Origin of the sequence: Shewanella mytili (assembly GCF_046765975.1) — a bacterium.
GTDB classification, from domain to species: Bacteria; Pseudomonadota; Gammaproteobacteria; order Enterobacterales; family Shewanellaceae; genus Shewanella; species Shewanella mytili.
On record NZ_JBKOUD010000003.1, the window covers coordinates 39,831 to 62,845 of the forward strand.

Here is a 23,015-nt window from a genome sequence, read left to right on the forward strand (position 1 = left end):
CTGTAGCAAGCGCTGCCATTCCAGTAACGCATGGGGTAAAGTAATCCCATCTAGCCATTCATCATCGAGGACAAGATGAGCCATCTATTTGCCCACCTGGCGAGGATGAAGCTGATCCAGCGTTGGCCGCTGATGCATAATATCCGCCAGGAAAATGTTCAGGAACACTCACTGCAAGTCGCCATGGTGGCTCACGCCCTGGCCATCATCAGCAATCGTTTGTTTGACGGGGACTACTCGCCGGAGCGGGCGGCCACGCTGGCCATTTTCCATGACGCCAGTGAAGTATTGACCGGCGACTTGCCCACCCCGGTCAAATACTTCAACAAGGAGATTGAAACCGAATACAAAAAAATCGAGGCCATTGCCGAAACGCGGCTATTGCAGATGGTGCCGGAGCCCTTTCGCGAAGATTATCGCGCCCTGTTTGTCAGCCATGACCATGATGCCAATTACCGCAAGTTGATAAAGTCTGCCGATACCCTGTGTGCCTATTTGAAATGCCTGGAAGAGAAGCACGCCGGCAACAGTGAGTTCAACTCGGCCAAGCGCCGTCTGGAAGAGATGCTGGATAATAATCCAGACCCTGCGGTAAGGTATTTCAGAACAGAATTCATACCGAGTTTTACCCTCGATTTGGATCAGATTAACCAGTTGCTATAGCGGAGGTCAGGATGGAGACGACACCTTGGCTTGAACGCCGGGAACAGGATTGCCAGCGACATAACGATCATCGCACGCCCTATCAGCGGGACCGGGCGCGGATCATGCACTCGGCGGCCTTTCGCCGTTTACAGGCCAAAACCCAGGTACTGGGCGTGGGCATGAACGATTTTTATCGCACCCGTCTTACCCATTCGCTGGAAGTGGCACAAATCGGTACCGGCATCGCGGCCCAGCTCCGCCATGGCTATCCCCAACTGCAACCCTGGCTTGACTCCATGAGCCTGATTGAATCCCTCTGCCTTGCCCATGACATCGGCCACCCGCCTTACGGCCATGGGGGCGAAAGCGCCCTTAATTACATGATGCGCAGCCATGGCGGTTTTGAAGGCAATGGCCAGACTTTCCGCATTTTGGCCAAACTGGAGCCTTATACCGAACATGTTGGCATGAACCTGACCCGGCGCACCCTCTTGGGGATCATGAAATACCCGGCGCTGGCGGACACATTACGCCAGCCCATGGCCGAAAGCCATATCACCCACTACCGGCAGCTAAAACCCAGTCAATGGCCACCGGTGAAAGGCATTTTCAATGATGATGCGGCGGTATTTCACTGGGTATTGGCGCCGTTGCCAGAAGATGAGCGGCAGATATTCATTGCTCCGGCGGCGCCGCCAAATGGCAGCGGTCATCAGCGCACCCGCCATAAATCTTTTGATTGCTCCATCATGGAGCTGGCGGATGATATCGCCTATGCGGTTCATGATCTGGAAGATGCCATCGTGATGGGCATTGTCAGCCGCAGCCAATGGCGCGACTTTGTGGTGCCCCAGTTGGAGCAGCTTAGCGATATCTGGATGAAACAGTATTTAACCCAGATAGACAGCGTCCTGTTTTCGGAAAAGCATTATTGCCGCAAAGATGCCATTGGCACCTTGGTGAATGCGTTGGTCACAGCCATCGGTATTGAAGAAAAACCGCTTTTCACTGAGCCGCTGCTGCACTACCAGGCGGTGCTGGCGTCCCCTTATGATCAACTGCTGGAGATCCTCAAGCAATTTGTCCTGACATTTGTCGTGCGCAAACCGGAAATTCAAATACTGGAATATAAGGGGCAGCAGATAGTGATGGAATTATTTGAAGCCCTGGCATCCGATCCCATGCGGTTGTTGCCGCTCAACACCCAAGCCCGCTGGCAATGCGTGCAGCAAAATGGCGGCAACAGCCTGCGGGTCATTGCCGATTACATTGCCGGCATGACTGACGAGTTTGCCGCCAGGCTGCATCAGCAGTTATTCAGTCCCCGAGCCGCCTCTTTAATGGACTTCAACTATTGAGCACATGGCCCATCCAAGCATTACGGTATTGAGGGCTGCAAACTGGAATCAAGGCCAAATGAATGATACGGCCACCAAAACGACAAAGGCCCTTGTACAGAGCCTTTGTCATGATTGTCTTTAGGATGCGCGGCATTACCACATAAGATCATCCGGGATGACATAATCCGCATAAGGGTCATCTTCATCCACGGTATCGGTGGTTTCCGCGGTGGGCTGCCACAAATACCCGACCCATTCAGGCACCAGCAAATTAACCCGCTCCGCCAGTTTGTGCGGCACCAGGTAACTGTGATCTTCCAATCTGACAATCCCCAACTTGCCGGACAACAACTGTTGCTGCAATCTGGCCGTAAGGTAAACCGGATAAATCTTGTTGTTCAGGGTGTAGTTGAACTTCAGATCACCGTCAGCGGGTAATGAAACCGCCCGGGTTTTCACTTCCGTTATCAAACCACGCACCAGCCCTTTTTCGGTGGCTTCGGCAAAGCGTTGTTCGTTCAATGCCTTATCGCGCTGGGCCTGTTCGGCTTTTTGCGCCATGATTTGCTGCTTTAATGCGCTGCTGCCATCGTCAATATTGGCCTTGCGATTACGCTTTTTTTGGGTTTTGACGTCTTTGACTTTCTGTTTACTGGTCAAACCGGCTTTTAACAGCTGTTCTTGCAATGCATTGGCCATATCAACTCCTTGCGTGAATGGATTGCGATATGGCTTCCAATGCCAACAGGGGATCTGCCGCCTGAGTGATGGGGCGGCCAATCACCAGATAATCGGAACCGGCTTCCAATGCCGCCAATGGGGTCATGATCCGTTTCTGATCGCCAGCGTCGCTGCCTTGGGGTCTAATGCCTGGGGTCACCAGTTTGAAATCCTCACCAAAACGGCGCTTTAGCATGCCGGCTTCCTGTGCAGAGCAAACCACGCCGTTCAACCCCGCATCATAAGTAAGTTGTGCCAGGCGGCGCACTTGCTCTTCTGCCGTGGCATTAACGCCTATCAGCTGCAGCTCTTCGCTGCTCATGGAAGTCAGTACGGTAACCGCTATCAGCAGTGGCGCATTTTCGCCGTAAGGCAACAACGCCTTGCGGGCCGCTTCCATCATGGCCAAACCGCCGCTGGCGTGCACATTGACCATCCAGACCCCAAGCTCCGCAGCTGCGGCAACCGCTTTGGCCACCGTATTGGGGATGTCATGAAATTTCAAATCGAGGAAAAGGTCAAATCCCCGATTCTGTATCTCTTTTACCAGTGTCGGCCCGAACAGCGTGAACATCTCTTTGCCGATTTTCAGGCGGCAAAGGTTTGGGTCTAGCTTGTCTATAAGCTGCAGCGCTTTGAATTTATTGTCAAAATCCAGTGCAACTACAATAGGCTTTTCCAACATTTGAACTCCAATGGATCAGTTTTGACTGATGGCTATTCACCATCAAGACCTCGAATACGTTTAATGCTGCCCCAATTTTTGCAGGAGGGGCAATGCCAGTAAAGGGTATGTGACGGAAAACCGCATTCACAGCAGCGATAACTCGGGCGAAAGCGAATTTGCTGCTCTACCAGTTGCTCCAGCATGGCCAGGCTGTCTCGTGCCTGCCCTGCTTCTGCCTGGCGAAGGTGAATTTGCATCAACAACTGGAAGCCGCGCATGGTCGGATGGCGATATAACGCGGCCAGCACCAGGTTTTCGGCCCCTTTGACATCACCATCATCAATCAGCTGTTGCGCCAAGGCTACCACCACCGATGCCCCGGCGCCTTTATCAATCGCGCGGATAAGAAGCTGTCGGTAATAATCGTCATCACCCGTCTCACTGGCCAGGCGTTTGGCGTAAGGCAGCGCATCGGCAAATAATCCCGCATCCGCATCACACAGTTTGGTCAACATCTGCTGGGCATCATGATAACGGGATAACTGCAGGTAAATATGGGTCAAGGCCAATAATGCCCTGCCACAGGCGGGATGTTGTTTTAACGCCCGGCGCAATAACTTTATTTGCCCGCCGTTATCATCGCTTTCTTCTGCAAGCTGGCAATAAAAATGGGCAATGACAGGTTTTAAGGATTGCTGCTTTTTCCGAGATAACCGCTGAGTGATATCAATGGCTTTTTGCCATTCCTTGGTCATTTGATAAATGGCAATCAGCTCGTTTTCAGCGTTATCCGAATGTTCTACCTGGGCCGCCATGTTCAGGAAAATTTCTTCCGCACGGTCATAAAATCCCGCCGCGAGATAGTCCCGTCCCAGCTCCATCATTGCCAAATCCCGCTGTGCCACGGAAAGAGACGGCCGAGCAATCAGATTTTGGTGTATGCGAATGGCCCGGTCCACTTCGCCCCGCTTGCGAAATAGCGAGCCTAACGACAGGTGGGTATCTATGGTTTCATCATCCACATCCAACATGCTGATGAAAAGATCAACCGCTTTATCGGATTCATTGGACAACAAAAAATTAAGGCCAGTGAAATAATCCCGGCTGAGTTTTTCCTGTTTTATGTTCAGTTGTTGTCGGAGGTTACGCCTCCCCATGTACCATCCATAGGCCACGCCAACCGGTAACAAAAGAAAAAACAGCTCCAACATATCAGGCGTTTTGCTCCTGTTGGGCAGCGCTCAGGGAGGCTATTTTTTTACGGGCGCTTTTCAATGACAGTTTCAGACGAACAATGTAATAAAAGGCAACAATCCAACTCACCAAGAATCCCAGTAAAAACACCACGGCCAATACGATGGGTAAACGGTATTCCCCCTGGGCCACAAAATAACTGATCGTGACCAACTGCTCATTACGGGCGCCGAAGATCAATGCCAAAACAAAAAGTAATGCCAGTAAGATAGTGACCAGAAATGACTTCATCGTTAACCCCGCAGTTCGCCCCATTCAATGCTCTGATTATCCAGTAAATTGCAGGGGCTGACCAGTGTTGCCGCTCGTCCTGGGAGAAAAAAGCTTGGGGTTGAAGGTGATCAATCATTGCTGATGGACAAGTGACAGCGCAAGGAGGATGGCACATGTCAGGGGAACATCATAAAAATGCCCAGCATAAATGTAAAAAATCGGAAACCATAGAGATGATTTCCGACTTTATCGCATCAAGTACATTCCCCGGAACAAGCTGTTACCAAGGATGCTGGACCTGAAATAATTAACCGATACTGGCGTCTACCCGTTCGCGCAGTTCTTTTCCGGGCTTAAAGTGTGGAACATATTTGCCTTCCAGCTCAACAGATGTTCCAGTTTTCGGATTTCTTCCGACACGAGGCGCTCGATAGTGAAGTGAGAAACTGCCAAAGCCACGGATTTCGATGCGATCACCGCTTTCCAACGTCTTCGCCATTTGCTCCAACATCTCCTTGATGGCATTTTCCACTTCTTTCGCTGACAGCTGAGACTGCGATGTAGCGAGTTTTTCTATCAATTCGGATTTTGTCATCTTTGCTACCCCTATTTTCAAGCCAAACACTGTCGCCTACGGGCAGGAGCAAAGCCCCTGCCATCAAGGTTCATTATTTGCGGGCTGCCTTGAATGCTTCAGCCATAGCGTTAGTCATAACGGCATCTTCCTGTTTGTTCAGGTTAGCCATTACTTCTTTCTCTTCGGCTTCATCTTTCGCACGAACAGACAAGCTGATGTTGCGGTTCTTACGATCCACACCCATGAACTTGGCTTCAACGCTATCACCTACATTGTAGACGGTAGAAGCGTCTTCGATGCGATCGCGGCTGATATCAGATACGCGAATGTAACCTTCAACAGTATCTGCCAGCTCTACGGTTACGCCCTTGGCGTCAACAGCAGTTACAGTACCAGTTACAATAGAACCTTTCTTCTTGTCTGCCAGGTAGGCATTGAAAGGATCATCTTCAGTCTGTTTAACACCCAGGCTGATGCGTTCACGTTCTGGATCAACTGACAGTACCACTGCAGTGATTTCATCACCTTTCTTGTATTCGCCAACAGCGTCTTCGCCATTGTTGTTCCAAGAGATGTCAGACAGGTGAACCAGACCGTCGATGCCACCGTCCAGACCGATGAAGATACCGAAGTCAGTGATTGACTTGATCTTGCCGGTAACTTTGTCGCCTTTGGCGTAACGGTTGGCAAAATCTTCCCATGGGTTGGTTTTGCACTGTTTCAGACCCAGAGATATACGACGACGTTCTTCATCGATATCCAGTACCAGTACTTCCACTTCGTCGCCCAGGCTAACAACCTTGGATGGGTGGATGTTCTTGTTGGTCCAATCCATTTCTGATACGTGTACCAGACCTTCAACGCCTTCTTCGATTTCCACGAAGCAGCCATAGTCAGTCAGGTTGGTTACACGGCCAGTCAGTTTGGTGTTTTCTGGATAACGCTTGCTGATTTCCAGCCATGGGTCTTCGCCCAGCTGTTTCAGGCCCAGAGATACACGGGTACGTTCACGGTCATATTTCAATACTTTAACAGTGATTTCATCACCAACGTTCACGATCTCAGATGGGTGTTTAACACGTTTCCAAGCCATGTCGGTGATGTGCAGCAGGCCGTCAACACCGCCCAGATCCACGAATGCACCGTAGTCTGTCAGGTTTTTAACGATACCTTTAACCGCTTGACCTTCCTGCAGGTTTTCCAGCAGGGCGTCACGTTCGGCGCTGCTTTCAGATTCAATAACAGCGCGGCGAGAAACCACGACGTTGTTACGTTTCTGATCCAGTTTGATAACCTTGAATTCCAGGTCTTTGTTTTCCAGGTGAGCAGTGTCGCGAACAGGGCGAACGTCAACCAGAGAACCAGGCAGGAATGCACGGATACCATTCAATTCAACAGTGAAACCACCTTTCACTTTACCGTTGATAACACCGGTAACAGTTTCATTGTCTTCGTAAGCTTTTTCCAGAACGATCCAAGCTTCATGGCGTTTGGCTTTTTCGCGTGACAGCTGGGTTTCACCAAAACCGTCTTCCACGCTATCCAGCGCTACGTCAACTTGATCACCAACAGCAATTTCCAGTTCGCCTTGGGCGTTTTTAAACTGCTCGGCAGGAATTGGGCTTTCTGATTTCAGGCCAGCGTCAACCAGTACCATGCCGTTTTCAATGGCAACTACAGTACCGCGAACGATAGAACCTGGGCGGAATTCCAGTTGTTGAAGGGATTGTTCAAACAGATCAGCAAAAGATTCAGTCATGTTAATTACTTTAAGATTAAAACCATACTACGTCCTGAGCATGGGGTCAGTTCACTAGTCTCCTGCATCCTTGCCGGAGATACCAAACACCGCTGATAGTTAGTTATCAGCGGCAGATAATTTTCGCTCAATGTGTGCCAGCGCTTGCTGGAACACCTCTTCAATGCCAAGACCAGTGGTGTCAATCACCAGAGCGTCTTCTGCAGGGATTAACGGCGCTACTGCGCGGTTCATATCCCTGAAATCCCGCTCTTTAATCTCGGTTAAAAGACGTTCGATGTTAACATCAAACCCCTTGTCCCGCAACTGATTATAGCGCCGTTCGGCGCGCTCTTCAGCCGTGGCGGTGAGAAACAATTTGGCCGGTGCGCCAGGGAAAACCACCGTACCCATATCGCGGCCATCCGCAATCAAGCCGGGGGCAACATTAAAGGCTCGCTGGCGACGTAACAAGGCTTCACGTACCCGGGGAAATGCCGCAACTCGTGAGGCGGCATCGGAGCATTCTTGGGAGCGGATGCTGAGGGTGACATCTTCACCTTCAAGGACAACTTTGGTGGCTTCTTTTTCAGTGGCAGCCAAAAACTGCACGTCCAGATGCGACGCAAGCAAGGTTATGGCTTCTTCGTTGTCCAGTGCCACATTGTGATGAATAGCCGCAAGAGCCAGTACCCGGTAAATCGCACCACTATCCAGTAGCTTCCACCCCAGTCGGGTAGCCAACATCTGGCTGATGGTTCCTTTCCCCGCACCGCTGGGGCCATCAATAGTGACAACAGGCGCCCGTTCAGACATAAATTCCTCCGCAATTAGTGTCTTCCGGAGAAAACGGTATCGGTTCCCCCGGAATTAAGCGGGCCGTATTATACATGAATACGGCCCGTGACGACGGCGTTTTTTATAAAGTCCCGGTGACTTGCTGTTACGTTATCGTGACAATTGCGCAAAACGCGTGAAATAGTCCGGGAAGGTTTTGGAGGTGCAATCGGGATCATTAATAGTGACGCCCGCCTCACCGAAAGCCAATAACGAGAAGCACATTGCCATCCGGTGATCATTATAGGTATCAATGGTGGCTAACCGGAGCTTTTCTGGCGGGGTTATCCGAATGTAGTCACGGCCCTCTTCCACCTGGGCACCGGTTTTGCGCAGTTCAATGGCCATGGCATTGAGGCGGTCGGTTTCCTTGATGCGCCAGTTGTAGATGTTGCTCAGGCAGGTTTCACCCTCGGCAAACAAGGCGGTGGTGGCGATGGTCATTGCCGCATCGGGGATATGGTTCATGTCCATGTGGATGCCATCAAGCCGGCTGCCTCTGGCAATGATAAAATCATCACCCCATTCTATCTCGGCGCCCATGGCCGCCAGTGCATTGGCAAATTTAATGTCGCCCTGAATGCTTTGACGCCCCACGCCGGTTACTTTTACTTCTCCGCCAGCAATGGCTCCGGCCGCCAGGAAATAAGAAGCGGAAGAGGCATCTCCCTCTACCAGCAGTGTTCCCGGTGCCTTGTATTGCTGTCCGGCGGCAATGGTAAATTTACGGTAATCATGATTGCCTACCGTGACCCCGAATTTGGCCATCAATGCCAAGGTGATATCGATATAGGGTTTGGACACCAACTCCCCCACTACGTCGATTTCAACTGCTGACCGTGCCAGAGGCGCAACCATCAAAAGCGCGGTCAGGAACTGGCTGGATAATGTTCCGGCAATGGTCACGTTGCCCCCGGCCAGACCGGTACCGTGGATTTTGAGCGGCGGATAATGCTCGTTTTTCAGATAATCAATATTGGCGCCCAGCTGGCGCAAGGCATCCACCAGATCCCCGATGGGGCGCTCTTCCATACGGGGCTCACCGGTCAACTCAAACTGACCATGCCCCAAGGTCAAGGCGGCGCACAATGGCCGCATGGCGGTACCGGCATTTCCCAAAAACAATGTGAGCGGCTCTTTTACCGAAAATGGCGCGCCATGGCCTTGCACCACACAACGGGTTTTATCGGCAGATAACCGGTAACTCACGCCAAGTTGTGACAGCGCCGCCAGCATGTGGCGAATGTCGTCCGAATCCAGCAAGTTGGTCAGTTCCGTCTCTCCCTGAGCCAGGGCGGCGAGCAGTAATGCCCGATTGGAAATGCTTTTTGAGCCGGGAATATTCACTTCCCCGGCAAAACGGGCCACATGGGGCAGATGTAATTGTTTCATATTCAAGTTTCTTAATTGGCGGCATCAAGCTGCGTGAAAAATTTTCATGGCTATCCCTCCATGAACGCACAAATGCATGCCCGAACAACATCATTGTGCGCACGGCTCAATATAGTGTCTGAAGGTCCCTAACAAGCTGCAGCACTTACCCGTGATATCCGTGGTTATAACTTGACTGATCCACGACAGCAGTTCAACCGTTTTCCACCCAGAGACCATGGGATCCTTTGCGGCTGTACAAAATTGCAGCAAGCTTTGCGATGTCGGATGAAAAACACGGTAAGCAAGAACATCCGCCAATGGCTGATTGTCCCCCTCGGCAAACCCACTGTTTGTGAATTAATTTCTGCCAATTGGGAGCGATTGTTAACATCCGGCAAAAATGCCGTTATGCTACAAAGACTAATCACTAGCACCTCTAACTGCAGATGTTTAATCAATTAAAACCCATGCCGGCAGATCCCATCCTCGGGCTGCTGAGCCAGTTTCGTGAAGATCCGCGTCCATTGAAAGTCGATTTGGGCGTGGGCGTTTATAAAGATCCCCAAGGCAATACCCCCATTCTCGCCTGCGTGAAAACCGCTGAACGTCTGCGCACAGAAACCGAAACCACCAAAGTGTATATCGGCCCCAGCGGCAGTGCCAAATTCAATCAGCTCATTTGCCGACTGGCATTTGGCGCGGAGCATCCCGTCATGGCCCAAGACCGCGTCCGGGCAGTATCAACCCCCGGCGGCACCGGCTCATTGAAAGTGGCGGCAGATTTCATAAAACGCTGTAATCCCAATGCCACGGTTTGGGTAAGCAATCCCACTTGGGCCAACCATATCAGCCTGTTTCAGGGCGCCGGTCTGCAAGTCAAAAACTACCCTTACTACGATAACGTCAACAACCAGTTGAAATTTGATGACATGCTGGCAGCGTTGCAACAGTTGGGGGCTGACGACGTGGTACTGCTGCATGCCTGTTGTCATAACCCCACAGGGCAGGACTTGACCGAGGCCCAATGGGATCAGGTGGTGGCGGTAGCCACAGAGCGCGGCTTTACACCATTAATTGACATGGCCTATCAGGGATTTGGTGATGGCCTTGAGCGCGATGCCTATGGCGTGCGCAAAATGGCCCAAGCAGTGGATGCCATGCTGTTATGTGCCTCCTGCTCCAAAAACTTCGGGCTTTATCGTGAACGGATTGGCGCCTGCGGGGTGATTGCCAAAAATTCACAAAAAGCGGAAATCGCCCTGTCAGTGATGTTGCATGTGATCCGGGCCAACTATTCCATGCCGCCCGCCCACGGCGCAGCCCTTGTGGAAACCATTCTGGATTCTGCCGAGCTGACCGCCCAATGGCTAGAGGAACTGGCCGTGATGCGCAACCGCATTAACGGCAATCGGGCATTGCTGGTGGACAAAATCAAGGCAGCAGGCGTCACCCGGGACTTTGGCTTTATTGCCCGGCAAAAAGGGATGTTTTCCTTTTTGGGCATTACGCCAGAACAAGTGGCGCGCCTGCAGCAGGAATACGGGGTTTACATGGTGAGCTCCAGCCGTATCAGTGTGGCCGGGATCACCGAAGAAAACGTGGATTATCTCGCCAAGGCCATTGCTGCCGTGCTGTAACCCGGTATCCACGCCTAAAGGGATAATGGTAAAAAAGCGGCTGCAATGCCGCTTTTTTTATCTCGGATGGGACAGGATTGACCGTTAAGCGCTGTGTTTGGCAGCAAATGCCTGCATGAAGTCCACCAAAGCCTGCACGCCTTCCAGCGGCATGGCATTGTATAGACTGGCACGCATGCCACCTACGCTGCGATGCCCCTTCAACGCCACCAGCCCATGGGTTTCGGCGGCGGTCAAAAACGCTTTGTTGAGTGCTTCATCCGCCAGTTGGAATGTCACGTTCATGCGAGAGCGGTTTGGCAATGCCACGCCATTTTTATAAAACGGCAATTGATCAATGCATTGATACAACAGTGCGGCTTTTTGCTTGTTGCGACTTTCAATCGCGGCAATGCCCCCCATGGATTTTAGCCATTTAAAGACTTCAGCCGCCAAGTACCAGGCAAAAGTTGGCGGTGTGTTGAACATGGAGTCATGTTTAACCGCAATGCGATAATCCATGATGGATGACGGATTCACTGAAGGCAACTGCAACAAGTCATCCCGCACAATCACAATGCTGAGTCCTGATGGGCCGATGTTTTTCTGGGCGCCCGCATAGATGAGGCCGAATTTGCTCACATCCACTGGACGGGACATGATGGTGGATGACATGTCCGCGATTACCGGCCATGGTGCATCAATTTCATCAAAAATTTCGATACCATCCACGGTTTCATTCGGACAGTAATGCACATAGCGGTACTTGTCGGCGGCACCGGTCAACGCTGGCAGGGTTACCTGGTTCAAGCCATTGACTTTAGACACAATATCCATGGTGTCAACTTGAGCGTCACCCACCAAGCGACAGGCTTCGGCGGCAGCGGAACGGGACCATTGGCCACTGACCAGATACAGGGCACGGCCATTGTTACCAAGAAAATTATTCACAATTGCGGCAAACTGGCCGCGGCCACCACCGTGCATAAACAGCACATGGTAGTTGTCCGGAATGTTCATGAGCTCGCGCACATCGGCTTCGGAAGTTTTTGCCAGTTCAATGAAAGGAGCACCACGGTGACTGACTTCCATTACGGAAACCCCTTGCCCCTGCCAGTCCAGTAATTCTGTTTGTGCTTTGGCCATCACCGGTGGTGGCAACATAGCCGGACCGGCACAAAAATTATAAACGGTGCTCACTCATATTCTCCTTGAAACATAAAACAGTTAGAGACAAAACGAGCGTCACTATGGACGCCCGTTTTTTACCCTTGCAGTTTATTCTGCAGTATCTTCATCTGTAGCGGTATCGTCTGTGGCTTCGGGTGCATCCGGCAACCCTTCTGCATCCACGTCATCGGGAATATCATCGTCCTCTGAATGGATTTCGTCAATGCGTTGTAAGCCCACAACCATTTCATCATCCGCGGTGCGGATAATGGTCACCCCTTGGGTATTTCGGCCTATCAGGGACACGCCGCTCACCGGAGTGCGCACCAACGTGCCTTTATCGCTGATCAGCATGATTTCATCGTTGTCCGCAGCTTGTATTGCCCCGACAACCGGACCGTTGCGATCGCTTACCTTGATGGAGACGACCCCTTTGGTGGCGCGGCTCTTCGATGGGTATTCATCCAAAGCCGTGCGTTTGCCATACCCATTGGCGGTAACCGTCAAAATGGCGTTATCGCCACGAGGCACAATCAAGGAAACCACTTTTTGACCGTCATCCAGGGCGATGCCGCGCACCCCGGTTGCTGTCCGGCCCATGGGGCGAACCCCTTTGAAGTTCACTTGAGGCTGGCCGTTTTCATCCAGTACCGGGTTGCCATTTTCATCCAGTACCGCGGATTCTTCCGCTTCTTTGAAACGCACCACTTTACCGGCGTCGGAGAACAGCATGATTTCGCTGTCGCCATCGGTAATGTCCACCCCGATTAACTGATCGCCGTCTTTGAGGTTAACCGCAATAATGCCGTTACTCCGTGGGCGGCTGTACTGTGTCAGGGCCGTTTTTTTCACGGTACCGTGAGAGGTGGCCATGATGATGTACTTGTCTTCTTCGTACTCCCGTACCGGCAAGATGGCGGTAATGCGCTCTTCACCTTCCAGCGGCAGCAGGTTCACAATGGGGCGGCCTCGGGACTGGCGGCTGGCCAGCGGCAATTGGTATACCTTGAGCCAGTACAGTTTGCCGAAATCGGAGAAACACAAAATGGTATCGTGGGTATTGGCAATCAGCAGCTTTTCGACAAAGTCTTCATCCTTCACCTTGGTGGCCGCCTTGCCTTTACCGCCGCGGCGCTGGGCCTGATAGTCCGTGATAGGCTGGTATTTGGCGTATCCCAGATGGGACAGCGTTACCACCACGTCTTCTTCATTAATCAGGTCTTCCAGGCTGATATCGGCGGCAGACTCGTTGATTTCGGTGCGTCTGGCATCACCAAACTGGGCCAGCGCCTCTTCCAGTTCTTCCCGGATCACTTCCATCAGACGTTCGGAGCTGTGCAGAATGTGCAGCAAACCGGCAATGGTTTGCAGCAAGTCATCATATTCCTGCAGGATTTTGTCGTGCTCAAGGCCGGTCAGTTTTTGCAAACGCAAATCCAGAATGGCCTGCGCCTGTTGCTCGGTCAGGAAGTACAGCCCATCGTGAATGCCGAATTGGGGCTCCAGCCATTCCGGCCGGGCTGCATCATCGCCGGCTTTTTCCAGCATGGCCTGCACATTGCCCAAGGCCCAACCCTGTTCGGCCAAGCGCCGTTTGGCATCGCTGGGGCTAGGCGAGGTTTTGATGAGCTCGATAATGGGGTCGATATTGGCCAGCGCCACCGCCAATGCTTCCAGAATGTGGGCGCGTTCACGGGCTTTACGCAGTTCATAAACCGTACGGCGGGTGACCACTTCACGACGGTGCAGAATGAAAGCTTCCAGCATCTCCTTAAGATTGAAAAGCTTTGGCTGACCGTTGGCCAGTGCCACCATGTTGATGCCAAAGGAGCATTGCATCTGGGTTTGGGCATAAAGGTTGTTGAGAACGACTTCTGCCACTTCCCCGCGCTTGATCTCGATGACAATCCGCATGCCGTCCTTGTCGGATTCATCCCGCAGGCCGCTGATCCCTTCAATCTTTTTGTCTTTGACCAGCTCGGCAATTTTTTCAATCAGCCGCGCTTTGTTCACCTGGTAAGGGATTTCGGTGACGATAATGCGTTCACGGCCGTTATCTTCGGTTTCAAAATCGGCCCGAGCCCGCATGATCACCTTGCCACGCCCGGTGCGGTAGGCTTCTTCAATCCCCTTGCGCCCGTTGATGATGGCGGCGGTGGGGAAATCGGGGCCGGGAATATATTCGATTAATGCTTCAATGGGCAATTCGGGATTGGCAATCAAGGCCAGGCAGCCATTGATCACTTCTGTCAGGTTGTGGGGCGGAATGTTGGTTGCCATCCCCACGGCAATCCCTGATGAACCGTTGACCAGCAGGTTGGGAATACGGGTGGGCAGCACTTCCGGGATCTGCTCGGTACCATCATAGTTGGGTACGAAATCCACCGTTTCCTTGTCCAGATCCGCCAACAGATGATGCGACAGACGCTGCATGCGGATTTCGGTATAACGCATGGCTGCTGCGGCATCACCATCAATGGAGCCAAAGTTGCCCTGCCCATCCACCAGCGTGTAGCGCAAAGAAAATGGCTGTGCCATACGCACAATGGTGTCGTATACGGCGCTATCACCATGGGGGTGATATTTACCGATAACGTCACCAACCACACGGGCGGATTTTTTATAGGGTTTGTTCCAGTCGTTTTTCAGCTCATTCATCGCAAACAACACACGGCGATGAACCGGTTTCAAACCGTCACGGACGTCTGGCAAGGCCCTGCCGACAATTACACTCATGGCGTAATCGAGATAGGAAGTTCTAAGTTCGTCTTCAATATTAATTGGCGAAATGGATGAAGCCTGATCAGTCATAAACTGCTCGATCCCCTTTATGTATTAAGCTGACAACTTGTTGTTCCGTGTCATTGTCGAGCCTTACTACCTACTAATGTAATGGGTCATTCTAACACAGTTCTGCCTCCCCGTAAGTCCTCTGAGCGCTTAGGAACCGACATTTCCCATATCTGCACGGTCTTTGGCAGATTTTGGCAAATTTGCTTGAAATTCGATGGCTTGGACGTTTTATAGGCAACCGCTAAAGACCGGTGGCCGAAATCCGACAATCCGCCCAATGTCCGTACCCACACGCAGATGAACTGTGGTTATAATGTGGGGTCTTTCTATCCGCTTTTAAGGTATTGCCATGCAAGAAAATGCCAACGTTGATCCACAGGAAATCGCCAAATTTGAAAATATGGCAGCTGGTTGGTGGGACCCACAGGGAGAGTTTAAGCCGTTGCATGAACTCAATCCGTTACGATTGAACTATATCGATTTGAAAGCCGGCGGCATTTTTGAAAAACAGGTGCTGGATGTGGGCTGCGGCGGCGGCATTTTATCCGAAAGCATGGCGAAAATCGGTGCCAAGGTGACCGGGCTGGATATGGGCTATGAGCCTTTGGAAGTGGCAAAATTGCATGCCCTGGAAACCGGTGTCAGCATTGATTATCAGCAGCAAACCGCCGAAGAGCATGCTTTGTCCCATGGTAACAGCTATGATGTGGTCACCTGCATGGAGATGCTGGAACACGTGCCAGAGCCCCAATCGGTGATCAACGCTTGCTGTGCCATGGTAAAACCTAACGGCTGGGTGTTTTTCTCCACCATCAACCGGAACCTAATGTCATGGGTGCAAACCATTGTGGGCGCAGAATACTTGCTCAAGATGTTGCCGGTAGGCACCCATGATCACGGCAAGTTCCTGCGCCCGTCAGAATTGATCGCCATGGCGGAGCATACGGACCTTATCTGCCGCGATGCCCTTGGCATTAAATACAATCCGGTGAGCGGGATTTTCAGCTATACCCCCAGCATGGAAGTCAACTACATGATTGCTTGCCAAAAAATAGATTAGCCGGCATGACACAACCTCATATCAACGCCTTGCTGTTTGATTTGGACGGCACCTTGGTGGACACCGCGCCGGATCTGATTGCCGCCCTCCATGAAGCCCTGGCAGAAGCGGGGCTTGGCTGCATGAGCAACGATGCCCTCTTGCGGGCGCAGGCATCCAATGGCTCACTGGCCATGATTAATGCCGCCGCGCCCCAGTGCTCCGCATCGTTTCAAGAAGAGCTGCGACAACGGATGCTGCGCCACTATCAACACATCAACGGTGCCAAGGCCCGCCTGTTTGACGGCTTGCCCGCATTGCTGGACGAAGCCCGGGCCCAAGGCATGGCGCTGGGCGTTGTCACCAACAAGCCGGCCTTGTTTACCCGCCCACTGCTTGGCAAGCTGGGGCTCTATGGCCAGTTGCAGTCGGTTATCAGTGCCGATACCACCTGTTTTCGCAAGCCCCATCCCGCACCCATGCTGCTGGCAGCCCAGCAGTTGCAGCAGCCACCGTCACGGATTTTGTACATTGGCGATGCCCAACGGGACATCGTGGCCGCCAAGGCAGCAGGCATGCCGTCAGCGGCAGCGCTGTGGGGGTATATCAATGCCACGGATGATCCCATTGCTTGGCAGGCGGACTGGTTGTTGCAACAACCGTCACATTTAACCGCTATGTTGGCATCCCCTTAAGGAAGATCCACCCGCGATCGCTGCAATTAGGAGCAATCGCATGGATTGCGTTTGTTTGCCGATATTTTGCACGGAAGGCGCTAACGCGCGTATTGACTGCGTTTGTTGCATCTGTCAGGGAAGAAAATGAAGATATCCACAAGATATGCCCCGATTCATCACTTGCAAAAAACCGTCAGTCTCACTATCTTGGGACTTTGAAATCTCGCAAACACTATATCTTGTGTGTCACTAACAAAGACACCACTAATCAAGTGGGTTTATAAAACAACACGTTTTAGCTGCAACCCATAAAAACAACGGCATACAGTTCATAGGCTGTTATCGTTTTATCACGAAACATGAGGGTGGTATGCCATCGTCATTAACGCTAAAACCAGGGCTTATTTTCAATGAATAGCAATATGACAGTAACAAAACGCAGTGGTGAAAGAGAAAAGATTGATCTGGACAAAATCCACCGCGTTGTTACCTGGGCCGCCGACGGGCTGACTAACGTATCGGTTTCGGAAGTTGAATTGCGTGCGCACCTGCAATTCTATGATGGTATTCCCACTGAAACCATTCACGAAACCATCATTAAGGCCGCCGCGGATCTCATCTCCCCTGAAGCGCCGGATTATCAATTCCTGGCGGCCCGTCTGGCCATTTTCCATCTGCGCAAAAAGGCCTTTGGCCAGTTTGAGCCACCCAAGTTGACGGAACACGTGAACAAACTGGTGGCGCTGGGCAAATATGACAGTCATATCCTGGAAGACTACAGCGAGGAAGAGCTGTCGCTGATGGACAGCTATATTGATCATTGGCGTGACATGACCTTTTCCTATGCGGCCGTAAAACAGCTGGAAGGCAAATACCTGGTGCAAAACCGGGTGACCCATGAAGTGTATGAAAGCGCCCAGTTCCTGTACATCCTGGTGGCGGCCTGCCTGTTTTCCGGCTATCCGCGCCAAAGCCGCATGCAATACATCAAGGACTTTTATGATGCGGTTTCCACTTTCAAGATTTCATTGCCTACACCGATTATGTCCGGGGTACGCACACCCACCCGCCAGTTCAGCTCCTGTGTACTGATTGAATGTGGCGACAGCCTGGACTCCATCAATGCCACGTCTTCAGCCATTGTAAAATATGTCAGCCAGCGCGCCGGCATTGGCATTAATGCCGGGCGCATTCGCGCCCTTGGCAGCCCTATTCGTGGCGGCGAAGCCTTTCATACCGGGTGCATCCCGTTTTTCAAGCATTTCCAGACTGCCGTTAAATCCTGCTCCCAAGGCGGTGTCAGGGGCGGTGCAGCCACATTGTTCTATCCCTTGTGGCACCTGGAGGTGGAATCTCTGCTGGTATTGAAAAACAACCGTGGAGTTGAAGACAACCGCATCCGCCATCTGGATTACGGCGTACAGATTAACAAGCTGTTGTACACCCGTTTCATCAAGGGCGAGAACATCACGCTGTTCAGCCCGTCCGATGTGCCCGGCCTCTATGATGCCTTTTTTGCCGATCAGGAGGAGTTTGAGCGCCTGTATGTAAAATACGAGCAGGATGAAAGCATTCGCAAACGTACCCTGCGGGCGGTGGAACTGTTCTCCCTGATGATGCAGGAGCGAGCGTCAACCGGCCGGATTTACATCCAGAACGTGGATCACTGTAATACCCACAGCCCGTTTGATCCTCATGTGGCGCCGGTACGCCAGTCCAACCTGTGTCTGGAAATCGCCCTGCCCACCAAGCCGCTCAATGACGTGAACGATGCCAATGGTGAAATTGCCCTGTGCACCCTGTCGGCATTGAACCTGGGCGCCATTGAAAGCCTGGAAGAGATGGAAAAATTGTCAGACCTTGCCGTGCGGGCACTGGACAATTTGCTCGATTACCAGGATTATCCCATTCCTGCGGCGCATTCTGCCTCCATGAGTCGCCGCACCCTGGGCATTGGGGTGATCAATTTTGCCAACTACTTGGCTAAAAATGGCGTGAAATATTCTGATGGCAGCGCCAACAATCTCACCCATAAAACGTTCGAAGCCTTTCAGTACTACTTGTTAAAGGCATCAATGGAATTGGCAAAAGAGAAAGGTGCCTGCCCGGCTTTCCAGGATACCAATTATGCCAAAGGCATTTTGCCCATTGATACCTATAAGCATGATCTGGATAAAATCTGTAGCGAGCCGCTGCATCTTGACTGGGAAAAACTGCGTGGCGATATCAAGCAATATGGCCTGCGCAACTCGACCCTGTCCGCATTGATGCCATCTGAAACCTCGTCGCAAATCTCCAATGCCACTAACGGCATTGAGCCTCCACGGGGGCTTATCAGCGTTAAAGCTAGCAAGGATGGCCAGCTCAAGCAGGTGGTGCCGGATTACGATACCTTGAAACGCAAATACGAGCTGCTATGGCAGATGCCCAATAATGACGGCTATTTGCAGTTGGTGGGGCTCATGCAGAAATTTGTGGATCAGTCCATCTCGGCCAACACCAACTATGACCCATCAAAATACGATAACGGCAAGGTGCCCATGCAGACCCTGCTCAAAGATCTGCTGACGGCCTATAAACTGGGGATCAAAACCCTTTATTATCACAACACCCGTGATGGGGCCTCCGATCGCCATGATGAGCTGAGCATTGAAAAAGAAGATGACAGTTGCGCCGGCGGTGCCTGCAAAATTTAACGTTAATCGGGGCCGGATGGCCCCTTCGTTTGGACGAGTAAAACATGGCTTATTCAATTTTCTGTCAAACACCCAATGACGCCACCCGTGAACCGATGTTTTTCGGACAGGCGGTCAATGTGGCCCGTTATGATCAACAAAAATATGAACTGTTTGAGAAGCTGATTGAAAAACAGCTGTCTTTCTTCTGGCGTCCGGAAGAGGTGGATGTATCCCGCGATAAAATCGACTTTAACCAGTTGCCGGAACATGAAAAGCATATCTTTTTGTCGAACCTGAAATACCAGACCCTGCTGGACTCCATTCAGGGGCGCTCCCCCAACGTGGCGTTTTTGCCACTGGTGTCCTTGCCGGAGCTGGAAACCTGGATAGAAACCTGGTCATTTTCAGAAACCATCCACAGCCGTTCTTACACCCATATCATCCGCAATATCGTCAATGATCCGTCCGTGGTGTTTGAAGACATTGTGGTGAATCAGGAAATCCTCAAACGGGCAACGGATATTGCCGACTATTATGATCGCCTAATCCAGCTGACCCAGGTTTATCACCTTCATGGTGAAGGGGTGTTTACCATTGGGGGCAAACAGTTATCGGTCACCACCTACGACATCAAAAAAGCGCTTTATCTGTGCATGATGTCGGTCAACGCCCTTGAAGCCATTCGCTTCTATGTGAGTTTTGCCTGCTCTTTTGCGTTTGCCGAACGCAAATTGATGGAAGGCAATGCCAAAATCATTCGCCTGATTGCCCGGGATGAAGCGCTGCACCTTAACGGCACCCAACACATCATCAACTTGATGCAAGCAGGCCGTGATGATCCGCAAATGGGTGAAATTGCCAAAGAGTGCCATCAGGAAGCCTACGATCTGTTCCTGCGGGCGGCCGAGCAGGAAAAGGAATGGGCCAAATACCTGTTCAAGGATGGCTCCATGATTGGCCTGAACGAAACCATTTTAAGCCAGTATGTGGAATACATTACCAATCAGCGGATGCAGGCGGTGAACTTGCCTTTGCCTTATCCGGAACGCAGCAATCCCCTGCCCTGGATGAAAAACTGGCTTGAAAGCGATGCGGTGCAGGTTGCACCACAGGAAGTGGAAGTGTCTTCATATCTTATCGGACAGATTGATTCTGCGGTGGATGCCAATGAGTTCTCCGACTTTGATCTTTAAAAAGGCGCCCATTGTGCTGTTACAGGGGGAACCGCTGCTGCTATGGAACTGGCAGCAGCCCCATCCTACATTGCTACATGCACTTGAAGCCAAAAAAGTCCGGATATTCTCCGAATGCCGCAGTGGTTACTGCGGCAGTTGCCGCACCCGCATTCGCAGTGGCTCGGTGCGTTATTTAACGGAGCCGCTGGCCGCATTGGCCGACAACGAATGTTTGCCCTGCTGCTGCGTCCCCGAGGGGGATTTGGATCTGGAGCTGTCAGGCAGTGACGCCGACATGCCGCTGGTGCGAGAAGCCCATCACGCCTGAGCATCAAACACGCCTTTAGGGTTGTTGTTTGCTGGCATTTTTCTGCCACTCACGGCCAGCAAACAACCCCATAGCCCACCTTGGCGCCCAAGAGCGCCAACCCCCGGCACTAAAATGTGTGCTAAATGCCCATGGCCAATTCAGCCGCATCCCGGATGGCCCTTTTGGCATCAAGTTCTGCCGCCAGCTTGGCGCCACCGATAATGTGTACCGGTTTGCCACTTTGTTGCAAGGCAGGCAACAGGCTCAGATTGGACTCCTGTCCGGCGCAGACAACCACGGTATCCACTGCCAATACCTGCGCTTGCCCTTGCACCGTGATATGCAGTCCCTGTCCATCAAAACGCTCATAGGTAACGCCGGATATGCTGGTTACACCATGGCGCTTTAACATGGCACGGTGCACCCAGCCGGTGGTTTTCCCCAGGGTTTTCCCCGGTGTCCCCGCTTTGCGCTGCAGCAGCCAGATTTGCCTTGCAGGCTTTTCTGTAGCCGCTTTTGGCAACAGCCCGCCCCGCTGCCGGTAATCAGTATCAATCCCCCAGCGCTGATACCAGCGGCCAGCTTGTAAGGTTGCCGATGAACCTTCAGCCAGATAATGCGCCACATCAAAACCGATGCCACCGGCGCCGACAATGGCCACCCGTTCCCCAGCGGTAGCCTTGCTCTGCAATAATTGCTGATAACTTATCACCTTGGGACTGTCAAACCCCGGCAGGGACAACGGCCTTGGCACCACGCCGCTGGCAAGGACAATCTCATCAATATCCGCATCTGCCAGCATCTGGGCAGTGGCCGCCGTATTCAGTTGTAATGTCACCCCCAAATGGGCCAACTGGTAACGAAAATACCGCAAGGTTTCGGCAAATTCCTCTTTACCGGGAATGGTTCTTGCTAGATTGAACTGGCCGCCAATATCATCCCGGGCTTCAAACAGGGTAACCTGATGACCGCGCTGGGCCGCATATACGGCAAATGCCATTCCCGCAGGGCCGGCACCCACAACTGCCAGTTTTTTAGGTGTATAGGCCGCAATAAAATTCAGCTCTTTTTCATAAGCGGCCCGGGGATTTACCAGACAGGTGGCCCGCTGCAACCTAAAGGTGTGATCAAGGCAAGCTTGATTACAGCCAATGCAGGTATTAATGGCATCGTCTTCCATGGCCGCAGCCTTGTTCACAAATTGCGGGTCGGCCAAGAATGGCCTGGCCATCGACACCATATCCGCCTGGCCGCTCTCCAGAATGTCCTCAATCACCATTGGCATGTTGATGCGATTGGTGGCAATCAGTGGAACACTGACTTCCTGCCGCAATTTGGCGGTAACCCAGGTAAAGGCGGCCCTTGGCACACTGGTCACAATGGTGGGAATGCGCGCCTCATGCCAGCCAATGCCGGTATTGATCAGCGACACCCCGGCCTTCTGCAAACGCTTGGCCAGCAATACCACTTCATCCCAACTGGAGCCCTGCTCCACCAAATCCAGCATCGACAGCCGGAAAATCACAATGAAATCGCGCCCTACATTGCGCCGCACCTCCTGCACAATATCCAGCGCAATCCGGCTGCGGTTGTCAAAACTGCCGCCATATTCGTCGGTACGCCCATTGGTGCGACTGCAGATGAACTGGTTGATGAGATACCCTTCCGAGCCCATGATTTCCACACCGTCATAACCGGCTTTTTGCGCCAATTTGGCGCTTTTGCCAAAATCGCGCACGGTTTTTCGCACTTGTCTTGCTGACATAGCCCGGGGAGTGAACGGCGTAATGGGAGACTTTAGTTTGGATGGCGCCAGGGAAAAAGGATGATAAGCATAACGGCCGGCATGCAATATCTGCATGCATATTTTAGCGCCGGCACGATGGACCGCCTCGGTCACGATGCGGTGTTTTCGCACCTGCCATGAAAAACTGAGCTGGGTGGCATTGGGGGTTAGCCGCCCGCGGAAATTGGGAGAGATGCCGCCGGTAACAATAAGCCCCACGCCACCCTGGGCACGCTCGCGATAAAAGGCCGCCAGTTTTTCAAAACCGCCCTTTTCCTCTTCCAGCCCGGTATGCATGGACCCCATCACCACCCGGTTTTTCAATTGGGTGAAGCCCAAGTCCAGCGGTTCAAGCATTTTTCGTTGTGCCGTCATCATCATGCCTTTTTAAACACCTGTTTTAATC

Annotated in this window: 19 protein-coding genes; 8 read left to right on the plus strand and 11 right to left on the minus strand. The window is 52.1% G+C overall.

The annotated features are described in order from the left end of the window. Positions 1 to 75 precede the first annotated feature (75 nt). Complete coding sequence (gene yfbR / locus ACIDEJ_RS04495) at positions 76 to 663, plus strand: 5'-deoxynucleotidase (protein ID WP_411986902.1); 588 nt, start codon at positions 76 to 78, stop codon at positions 661 to 663. An 11-nt stretch (positions 664 to 674) separates the two neighbouring features. Next, on the plus strand, positions 675 to 2,003 hold the full coding sequence (locus ACIDEJ_RS04500; RefSeq protein WP_411986903.1) for an anti-phage deoxyguanosine triphosphatase: 1,329 nt from the start codon (positions 675 to 677) through the stop codon (positions 2,001 to 2,003). Positions 2,004 to 2,138: 135 nt separating this feature from the next. On the opposite strand, the gene ACIDEJ_RS04505 is transcribed toward ACIDEJ_RS04500, so the two are convergent. The 8 genes from ACIDEJ_RS04505 to aroA form a co-directional block, all read right to left on the minus strand. Then, on the minus strand, positions 2,139 to 2,684 hold the full coding sequence (locus tag ACIDEJ_RS04505; protein WP_411986904.1) for a DUF2058 domain-containing protein: 546 nt from the start codon (positions 2,682 to 2,684) through the stop codon (positions 2,139 to 2,141). 1 nt (position 2,685) lies between these two features. Beyond that, positions 2,686 to 3,390: an orotidine-5'-phosphate decarboxylase gene (gene pyrF, locus ACIDEJ_RS04510; protein WP_411986905.1), complete on the minus strand. Its 705-nt coding sequence runs from the start codon at positions 3,388 to 3,390 to the stop codon at positions 2,686 to 2,688. 32 nt (positions 3,391 to 3,422) lie between these two features. Continuing rightward, the gene (lapB, locus tag ACIDEJ_RS04515; protein WP_411986906.1) at positions 3,423 to 4,583 is read right to left on the minus strand and encodes a lipopolysaccharide assembly protein LapB; all 1,161 of its coding nucleotides are present in this window, start codon (positions 4,581 to 4,583) and stop codon (positions 3,423 to 3,425) included. 1 nt (position 4,584) lies between these two features. Further along, entirely contained in the window at positions 4,585 to 4,857 is a 273-nt protein-coding gene (locus ACIDEJ_RS04520; protein ID WP_411986907.1) for a LapA family protein, read from the minus strand. Between the two features lie 289 nt (positions 4,858 to 5,146). After that, complete coding sequence (gene ihfB / locus ACIDEJ_RS04525; protein WP_411986908.1) at positions 5,147 to 5,434, minus strand: integration host factor subunit beta; 288 nt, start codon at positions 5,432 to 5,434, stop codon at positions 5,147 to 5,149. 73 nt (positions 5,435 to 5,507) lie between these two features. Beyond that, positions 5,508 to 7,175 (minus strand): 30S ribosomal protein S1, encoded by a 1,668-nt coding sequence (gene rpsA, locus ACIDEJ_RS04530; RefSeq protein ID WP_411986909.1) that lies wholly within the window; start codon positions 7,173 to 7,175, stop codon positions 5,508 to 5,510. Between the two features lie 99 nt (positions 7,176 to 7,274). After that, positions 7,275 to 7,970, minus strand: a complete 696-nt coding sequence (cmk, locus tag ACIDEJ_RS04535; RefSeq protein ID WP_411986910.1) for a (d)CMP kinase — start codon at positions 7,968 to 7,970, stop codon at positions 7,275 to 7,277. Between the two features lie 132 nt (positions 7,971 to 8,102). Next, complete coding sequence (gene aroA / locus ACIDEJ_RS04540) at positions 8,103 to 9,383, minus strand: 3-phosphoshikimate 1-carboxyvinyltransferase (RefSeq protein ID WP_411986911.1); 1,281 nt, start codon at positions 9,381 to 9,383, stop codon at positions 8,103 to 8,105. Positions 9,384 to 9,811: 428 nt separating this feature from the next. Here aroA and ACIDEJ_RS04545 point away from each other — a divergent pair, with 428 nt between their 5' ends. Beyond that, positions 9,812 to 11,002, plus strand: a complete 1,191-nt coding sequence (locus tag ACIDEJ_RS04545; RefSeq protein WP_411986912.1) for an amino acid aminotransferase — start codon at positions 9,812 to 9,814, stop codon at positions 11,000 to 11,002. Between the two features lie 84 nt (positions 11,003 to 11,086). Here ACIDEJ_RS04545 and serC read toward each other — a convergent pair whose 3' ends face one another. Together serC and gyrA are read right to left on the minus strand one after the other, a co-directional pair. Next, positions 11,087 to 12,181 (minus strand): 3-phosphoserine/phosphohydroxythreonine transaminase, encoded by a 1,095-nt coding sequence (serC, locus tag ACIDEJ_RS04550; RefSeq protein ID WP_411986913.1) that lies wholly within the window; start codon positions 12,179 to 12,181, stop codon positions 11,087 to 11,089. A 78-nt stretch (positions 12,182 to 12,259) separates the two neighbouring features. Continuing rightward, on the minus strand, positions 12,260 to 14,962 hold the full coding sequence (gene gyrA, locus ACIDEJ_RS04555) for a DNA gyrase subunit A (protein WP_411986914.1): 2,703 nt from the start codon (positions 14,960 to 14,962) through the stop codon (positions 12,260 to 12,262). A 331-nt stretch (positions 14,963 to 15,293) separates the two neighbouring features. Here gyrA and ubiG point away from each other — a divergent pair, with 331 nt between their 5' ends. The 5 genes from ubiG (at position 15,294) to yfaE (ending at position 20,841) form a co-directional block, all read left to right on the plus strand. Further along, entirely contained in the window at positions 15,294 to 16,004 is a 711-nt protein-coding gene (gene ubiG / locus ACIDEJ_RS04560; protein ID WP_411986915.1) for a bifunctional 2-polyprenyl-6-hydroxyphenol methylase/3-demethylubiquinol 3-O-methyltransferase UbiG, read from the plus strand. Between the two features lie 5 nt (positions 16,005 to 16,009). Then, on the plus strand, positions 16,010 to 16,678 hold the full coding sequence (locus ACIDEJ_RS04565; RefSeq protein ID WP_411986916.1) for an HAD family hydrolase: 669 nt from the start codon (positions 16,010 to 16,012) through the stop codon (positions 16,676 to 16,678). A gap of 392 nt (positions 16,679 to 17,070) precedes the next feature. Further along, on the plus strand, positions 17,071 to 19,356 hold the full coding sequence (gene nrdA, locus ACIDEJ_RS04570) for a class 1a ribonucleoside-diphosphate reductase subunit alpha (RefSeq protein ID WP_411986917.1): 2,286 nt from the start codon (positions 17,071 to 17,073) through the stop codon (positions 19,354 to 19,356). Positions 19,357 to 19,400: 44 nt separating this feature from the next. Further along, complete coding sequence (gene nrdB / locus ACIDEJ_RS04575; protein WP_411986918.1) at positions 19,401 to 20,531, plus strand: class Ia ribonucleoside-diphosphate reductase subunit beta; 1,131 nt, start codon at positions 19,401 to 19,403, stop codon at positions 20,529 to 20,531. Continuing rightward, complete coding sequence (gene yfaE, locus ACIDEJ_RS04580; RefSeq protein ID WP_411986919.1) at positions 20,500 to 20,841, plus strand: class I ribonucleotide reductase maintenance protein YfaE; 342 nt, start codon at positions 20,500 to 20,502, stop codon at positions 20,839 to 20,841. The genes nrdB and yfaE overlap by 32 nt, the downstream gene beginning before the upstream one ends. A 121-nt stretch (positions 20,842 to 20,962) precedes the next feature. On the opposite strand, the gene ACIDEJ_RS04585 is transcribed toward yfaE, so the two are convergent. Next, the gene (locus ACIDEJ_RS04585; RefSeq protein ID WP_411987100.1) at positions 20,963 to 22,984 is read right to left on the minus strand and encodes an FAD-dependent oxidoreductase; all 2,022 of its coding nucleotides are present in this window, start codon (positions 22,982 to 22,984) and stop codon (positions 20,963 to 20,965) included. Between the last annotated feature and the right edge of the window lie 31 nt (positions 22,985 to 23,015).